The 5249-nt window shown below is 42.9% G+C and carries 8 protein-coding genes and 1 tRNA gene; 7 read left to right on the top strand and 2 right to left on the bottom strand.

The window, feature by feature from the left end; all coding sequences use genetic code 11:
- Positions 1–280 precede the first annotated feature (280 nt).
- Positions 281–1213: a serine hydrolase gene (locus tag LC574_RS25185; protein WP_229456277.1), complete on the bottom strand. Its 933-nt coding sequence runs from the start codon at positions 1211–1213 to the stop codon at positions 281–283.
- Between the two features lie 9 nt (positions 1214–1222).
- Here LC574_RS25185 and LC574_RS25190 point away from each other — a divergent pair, with 9 nt between their 5' ends.
- The 6 genes from LC574_RS25190 (at position 1223) to LC574_RS38555 (ending at position 4477) form a co-directional block, all read left to right on the top strand.
- Positions 1223–1966, top strand: coding sequence for a C40 family peptidase (locus LC574_RS25190; RefSeq protein ID WP_229456278.1), 744 nt, complete (start codon positions 1223–1225; stop codon positions 1964–1966).
- Entirely contained in the window at positions 1963–2961 is a 999-nt protein-coding gene (locus LC574_RS25195; RefSeq protein ID WP_229456279.1) for a glycosyltransferase family 2 protein, read from the top strand. The genes LC574_RS25190 and LC574_RS25195 overlap by 4 nt, the downstream gene beginning before the upstream one ends.
- Positions 2962–3136: 175 nt before the next feature.
- Positions 3137–3553: a XisH family protein gene (locus LC574_RS25200; protein ID WP_229456280.1), complete on the top strand. Its 417-nt coding sequence runs from the start codon at positions 3137–3139 to the stop codon at positions 3551–3553.
- Positions 3541–3882: a XisI protein gene (locus tag LC574_RS25205; RefSeq protein ID WP_229456281.1), complete on the top strand. Its 342-nt coding sequence runs from the start codon at positions 3541–3543 to the stop codon at positions 3880–3882. The genes LC574_RS25200 and LC574_RS25205 overlap by 13 nt, the downstream gene beginning before the upstream one ends.
- 171 nt (positions 3883–4053) lie before the next feature.
- The gene (locus LC574_RS38550; RefSeq protein WP_306422156.1) at positions 4054–4257 is read left to right on the top strand and encodes a hypothetical protein; all 204 of its coding nucleotides are present in this window, start codon (positions 4054–4056) and stop codon (positions 4255–4257) included.
- Positions 4258–4321: 64 nt separating this feature from the next.
- Entirely contained in the window at positions 4322–4477 is a 156-nt protein-coding gene (locus LC574_RS38555) for a hypothetical protein (protein WP_306422157.1), read from the top strand.
- Between the two features lie 38 nt (positions 4478–4515).
- Here LC574_RS38555 and LC574_RS25215 read toward each other — a convergent pair.
- Positions 4516–4589 (bottom strand) — tRNA-Arg (locus LC574_RS25215).
- Positions 4590–4623: 34 nt separating this feature from the next.
- On the opposite strand from LC574_RS25215, the gene moaC reads away from it, so the two are divergent.
- A complete protein-coding gene (gene moaC / locus LC574_RS25220) occupies positions 4624–5118 on the top strand; it encodes a cyclic pyranopterin monophosphate synthase MoaC (protein WP_229456282.1) in 495 nt (164 codons plus the stop codon).
- The last annotated feature ends 131 nt before the right edge of the window (positions 5119–5249 follow it).

Here is a 5249-nt window from a genome sequence, read left to right on the forward strand (position 1 = left end):
CGCTTAACTTCGGGCGAGGTTTTAACCAATATTCGTCACCCACTCGTACAGAATTCATACCTGTTTTCTGACCGGAGGCGGAGCGTCTCCGGCTCCGCTCCTGAGTTCTGAATTCTTCTTATAAAATGGAGAATTTCAGTCCACGCTTAGTGGACTTTAGCTATCAGCCCAGAACTTCAGTTCTGGGCGGGATATCGGGTGAGTGCGATACTTTGACTGTTACAAAAATATGGGTAACAACAAGTAAAAAAGGGGGGATCTCTTCTGCTAAGTCCTAAGATTATAGACTGCTAATAGCTTTGGCAACTAGTTTAGAAACAAAGGGCAAAATAGCCTGACTCTTAGCCTGCGCTTTACCTTCAGTAAATACCACTAAAAGATAAGGGCGCTGATTCGGTAACTCAATATACGCAACATCATGGCGAACTTGACTTGTCCAACCTGCTTTTGACCAAATTTGAGCATTTTCAGTCAGTCCACCACCTAAAAAACCTGTTACCTGATTTTCCTCGGTGTCAGTGGGTAAATCGTTGAGAGGACGTTTCAGTAAAGCCATCATTGCTTGCGATCGCCCACTTGAAACTGCCACCCCACCTACAATACTATGCAGTAACCTAGCGATCGCATTTGTTGTCAACATATTGCGATTTTCTAGTAACTCTCCCACAAACGCCCGTTCTCGTCCATAAGGCCCATCACCCCAAGTTTTTTGACAGACGTTAATCGTCTCCATTTCTTCCCAACCCAATGATTGGTAATAGCGGTTAACAATATTACGTTGATATTTCCAGGTTTCAAAAGGCCCAGTTGGCAATTCTGGCCCTGATGTGGTACCACTCAGAATATCAACAACCAAGCTGGTAGCATCATTACTAGAATCGACAATCATATCGCGCAAAGCTCTTTCCAACTCTTTGGAGGTTTGAGTCATCCCTTTTTCTAGCCATTCATTTACCGCCACCAGGTAAAATAGCTTGACTACACTAGCAGGATAAATCCGTTCAACACCACGATAAGTAAAACCACGGACTGGATGATCCCAAAAAGCATTGGGAGTCAGCGCCCCACCAGTATTTACTAGCACTGGTGGATCGTAAACAACCCAAGTCAGGGCAATTTGATTACGGGCTAAGGTCGGAAATTCTGCCCAAGTTGCATCTAAAATGCCATTACCAATATTTTCAAGTTGTTCGTCTTTATTGAAAAAAATCATTCTCTAGTAATGTCCTTTAATCTAAAATCCAAAATCCAAAATCCAAAATCAGGGCAGTATCAGTGTATCGCTGACCTGAATTTATATGATTCTCCTGAATGTACGCGTTTAGCAACTCAAGCCGCATCTGGGCGGCATTTATGGGTAACATCAAATCATCAAAATTTAGCGGTTGAGGTGTATTTGTGTGAAGATGACTATCCGGGATGGGTATCCCTTTCAGATTTTGATTCATTACAATCTGCTACTGTACATTATCAGGCTGCAACATTTTCTGAATCTGAAATTAAAAAACTGCTAGCAGAGGTCATCGCCTTTACCCAAAAAGCGATGCAACAATCCAATTATTACCTTTGGGGTGGTACAGTTGGGCCAAATTATGACTGCTCTGGGTTGATGCAGGCGGCGTTTGCTTCGGTGGGTATTTGGCTACCTAGAGATGCCTATCAGCAGGAAGGATTCACTCAACCAATTACTATTGCAGAATTAACAGCCGGGGATCTGGTATTTTTTGGAACTAGGCAAAAAGCAACTCATGTCGGGCTTTATTTGGCGGATGGTTATTACATCCATAGTTCTGGGAAAGATCAGGGACGGGATGGGATTGGAATTGATATTCTCTCGGAACAGGGAGATAAGGTTAGTCAGTCGTACTATCAGCAGCTGCGAGGTGCTGGTAGAGTTATCAAGAGTTACGAACCACGAAGACGCGTTCGCAGAGCGTCTCGAAGAGAAGGGCGCGAAGAAATATGAGGAGTGGGTTGCTTGAGGAGAATGGGACGATTTCAGCTATTGTCCCAGATGTTTCGGTGGTGCTGCCAATACATGACGAGGTGGAAAGTTTGCCGCTTTTACTAGAAGCGATCGCATCTAGTTTATCTTCTAGTCAGATAAATTATGAAATCATTTGTGTGGATGATGGTTCTACAGATGGTTCTGGGGATTTTCTCAAAGAACAGGCGCAAATCCGCACAGATTTAAAGGCGGTGATTTTGCGTCGCAACTACGGACAAACTGCGGCGATGGCTGCTGGATTTTATTATGCAGTCGGGAAAGCGATCATCACTTTAGATGCCGATCTCCAGAATGATCCGGCTGATATCCCCATGTTATTAGCAAAGCTGGATGAGGGTTACGATTTGGTGAGTGGTTGGCGGCAAAAACGCCAAGATGGTGCTGTAAATCGGTTACTTCCTTCCAAAATTGCCAATTGGCTAATTCGGCGTACTACTAGCGTGAATATTCATGACTATGGCTGTTCGCTGAAAGCCTATCGCGCAGAACTGTTGGCAGATATGAACCTCTACGGAGAATTACACCGATTTTTACCCGCTTTGGCATACATCGAAGGAGCTAGAATTACTGAAGTACCAGTGCGTCATCACGCTCGTCGCTTTGGTCGCAGTAAATATGGGATTTGGCGGACATTCCGGGTGTTGATGGATTTGTTAACCATCCTGTTTATGAAAAGATTCCTTACCCGCCCGATGCACGTTTTTGGGCTGTTGGGCTTGATGTCAATGGTTTCGGGAACTGCGATCGGAATTTACTTGACTTTCGTTAAATTGGCTTTAGGTGAGATGATTGGCAATCGCCCTTTGCTGATTTTAGCAGTTCTCCTCCTAGTAACTGGAGTACAGTTATTTTGCTTCGGCCTTTTAGCAGAATTACTCATGCGTACATACCATGAATCCCAAGGACGGCCTATATATCGCGTGCGAGAAGTAGTAGCAAAAAATGTTAAGTAACGTAACAATGGGCATTGGGCACTTGTACTGAGCTTGTCCTGAGCGTAGCCGTTGGCGCAGCCTCTCGTAGAGAAGGGCGAAGTCGAAGTATTAGGCATGAGTAAACAGTCAAGAGTAAATATTGGTTTACTCCTAACTCCTAACTCCTAACTCCTAACTAACTTTAACCTAAAATATGCCAGCAAAAGACGTTTACCACGATACGGTTAAAAATGCTTTAATCAAAGACGGTTGGAGCATTTTAGCCGAGCCTTATAAAATTAAATACAAAGATGCTGAATTATTTGCTGATTTAGCAGCAGACAAACCTATTGCTGCTGAACAAAACGGACGCAAAATTGTTGTTGAGATTAAAAGCTTTTTAAGCGCCTCACCAATGAGAGATTTTGAACTGGCTTTAGGACAATATATTTTATATCGAAACTTAATTAATCTTACAGAACCAGAATATCAAATTTATTTAGCAATTAAGGATAGTATTTACGAGAACTTTTTTAAACGGGAGTCAATTCAAGATATTACTAAAATAAATCAATTACTTTTGATTATTGTTGAGATAGAAAAGGAGGAAATTTTACAATGGATAAATTAGAAAAATATCGTAACTATATTAAAAAAATCTTAACAGAATATCACGAATGGGTTTCTGGTTCAGCCAATTTAGATCAAGAAAGTTGTCTTGTTTTTGACGAGATACACGATCAATATTTTTGGCTGTTTATGGGTTGGGAAGGAAAGAAAAAAATCAGAAATATTCAAGTTCATATTCGCATTAAAAATGAGAAGATTTATATTGAGGAAGATTGGACAGAGGAAGGAATTGCGACTGAGTTATTAAGGGAAAATGTACCGAAAGCGGATATTGTTCTAGCTTTCCATGATCCAGAAACTCGTAAATTAACTGAGTTCGCTGTTGCTTAAATTGCAGTAAAATTTCGTCGGGTGTGTTGACGATCGCGTAACCCACGATTAATACCTCGATAGTAGCTGCGATCGCACCCTTTGGTTACTTGGCAACCCAATCTCTTGGGCTATTAATCCTAGTGCGGATTTTTCACGGTATTAGTGTTGCCGCTTTTACGACGTTTATTTATGACATTTGGTATTTTTCGCTACATTTTCGCGTTAATACTGCTGCGGCAGGCTCACAGCGCAATGTTTTTCTTACTGGCTGCGATCGCTGAAGGTGCTGGTGGTGGTACACTAATCTCCATGATGATCACGATGATGGCAGACCGCTCACAGCCGCAAGAACGGGGGCAAATTTTTGCTATGTGCGTAGGTAGCTGGGCTTGACCTGGGAATTGCGATCGCTGCTCCTCTTCTGGGTATCATCGCAGAACTTGTAGGCTACCGCGATATGTTTGGCTACGGTGCTGCGATCGCTTCTGTTGCACTTATCCTTTTCCTCACCCAGTCGAGCAAAAACCTATCCAACTCCCTGCGCTTTGCACTAGGTCTAGCTCCAGATGCCTACGCCTTGAAAAACTTAAAAGTTAGGAGTGATGAAATTTAACTCCTCACTCCTAACTTTCAACTCTTAACTTTTAAAAACGGGCGAGGAGGGATTCGAACCCCCGACACCGTGGTCCGTAGCCACGTGCTCTAGTCCACTGAGCTACACGCCCTCACCGACAATCTATATTAACACGTTCTAACTAAATGGCGCAAGATAATTTTCCATCTAATTTTGCTAATTTAACCCATCTGGATCGCCAAGGACAGGCGCAGATGGTAGATGTGTCTGATAAAGCACCCACCATCCGCCAAGCAGTAGCCGCAGCCAATGTGCGGATGCTGCCAGCCACCTTCGCCACCATTCAAGCCGGAAATGTCCCAAAAGGTGACGTGTTAGCAACTGCAAGATTGGCTGGGATTATGGCAGCCAAGCAAACAGCCACTTTAATTCCTTTGTGTCATCCGTTGCCTTTGCAAAAAATTGCAGTGGAAATTATACCCGATCCGCAACTACCTGGTTATCAAATTCAAGCCACAGTCAAAACCAAAGCTGAAACTGGTGTAGAGATGGAAGCCTTAACTGCCGTTTCTGTGGCTGCCCTGACTTTATACGATATGGCAAAAGCCTTAGAAAAGTCGATTCAAATTGAATCAATTCGTTTAATCAGTAAGAGTGGCGGGAAATCAGGAGATTATTAAGAGCCAGAGCAATAAGCATACTCTATTTTGGGGCATTGGGCATTGGGCATTGGGCATTGGTCATTTACAAAGGACAAATGACTAATGACTAATGACTAGGTAGAAAGCTTTGATTTATACTTTAGTCAAAC

It is taken from the genome of Nostoc sp. CHAB 5715, assembly GCF_020829685.1.
Classification (GTDB): Bacteria; Cyanobacteriota; Cyanobacteriia; order Cyanobacteriales; family Nostocaceae; genus Nostoc.

Excerpts from the sequence above, each read along its gene's own strand:
- LC574_RS25185 (WP_229456277.1), bottom strand. The coding sequence starts at position 1,213 with ATGATTTTTTTCAATAAAGACGAACAACTTGAAAATATTGGTAATGGC.
- LC574_RS25190 (WP_229456278.1), top strand. The coding sequence starts at position 1,223 with ATGTCCTTTAATCTAAAATCCAAAATCCAAAATCCAAAATCAGGGCAG.
- LC574_RS25195 (WP_229456279.1), top strand. The coding sequence starts at position 1,963 with ATGAGGAGTGGGTTGCTTGAGGAGAATGGGACGATTTCAGCTATTGTC.
- LC574_RS25200 (WP_229456280.1), top strand. The coding sequence starts at position 3,137 with ATGCCAGCAAAAGACGTTTACCACGATACGGTTAAAAATGCTTTAATC.
- LC574_RS25205 (WP_229456281.1), top strand. The coding sequence starts at position 3,541 with ATGGATAAATTAGAAAAATATCGTAACTATATTAAAAAAATCTTAACA.
- LC574_RS38550 (WP_306422156.1), top strand. The coding sequence starts at position 4,054 with ATGACATTTGGTATTTTTCGCTACATTTTCGCGTTAATACTGCTGCGG.
- LC574_RS38555 (WP_306422157.1), top strand. The coding sequence starts at position 4,322 with ATGTTTGGCTACGGTGCTGCGATCGCTTCTGTTGCACTTATCCTTTTC.
- moaC (WP_229456282.1), top strand. The coding sequence starts at position 4,624 with ATGGCGCAAGATAATTTTCCATCTAATTTTGCTAATTTAACCCATCTG.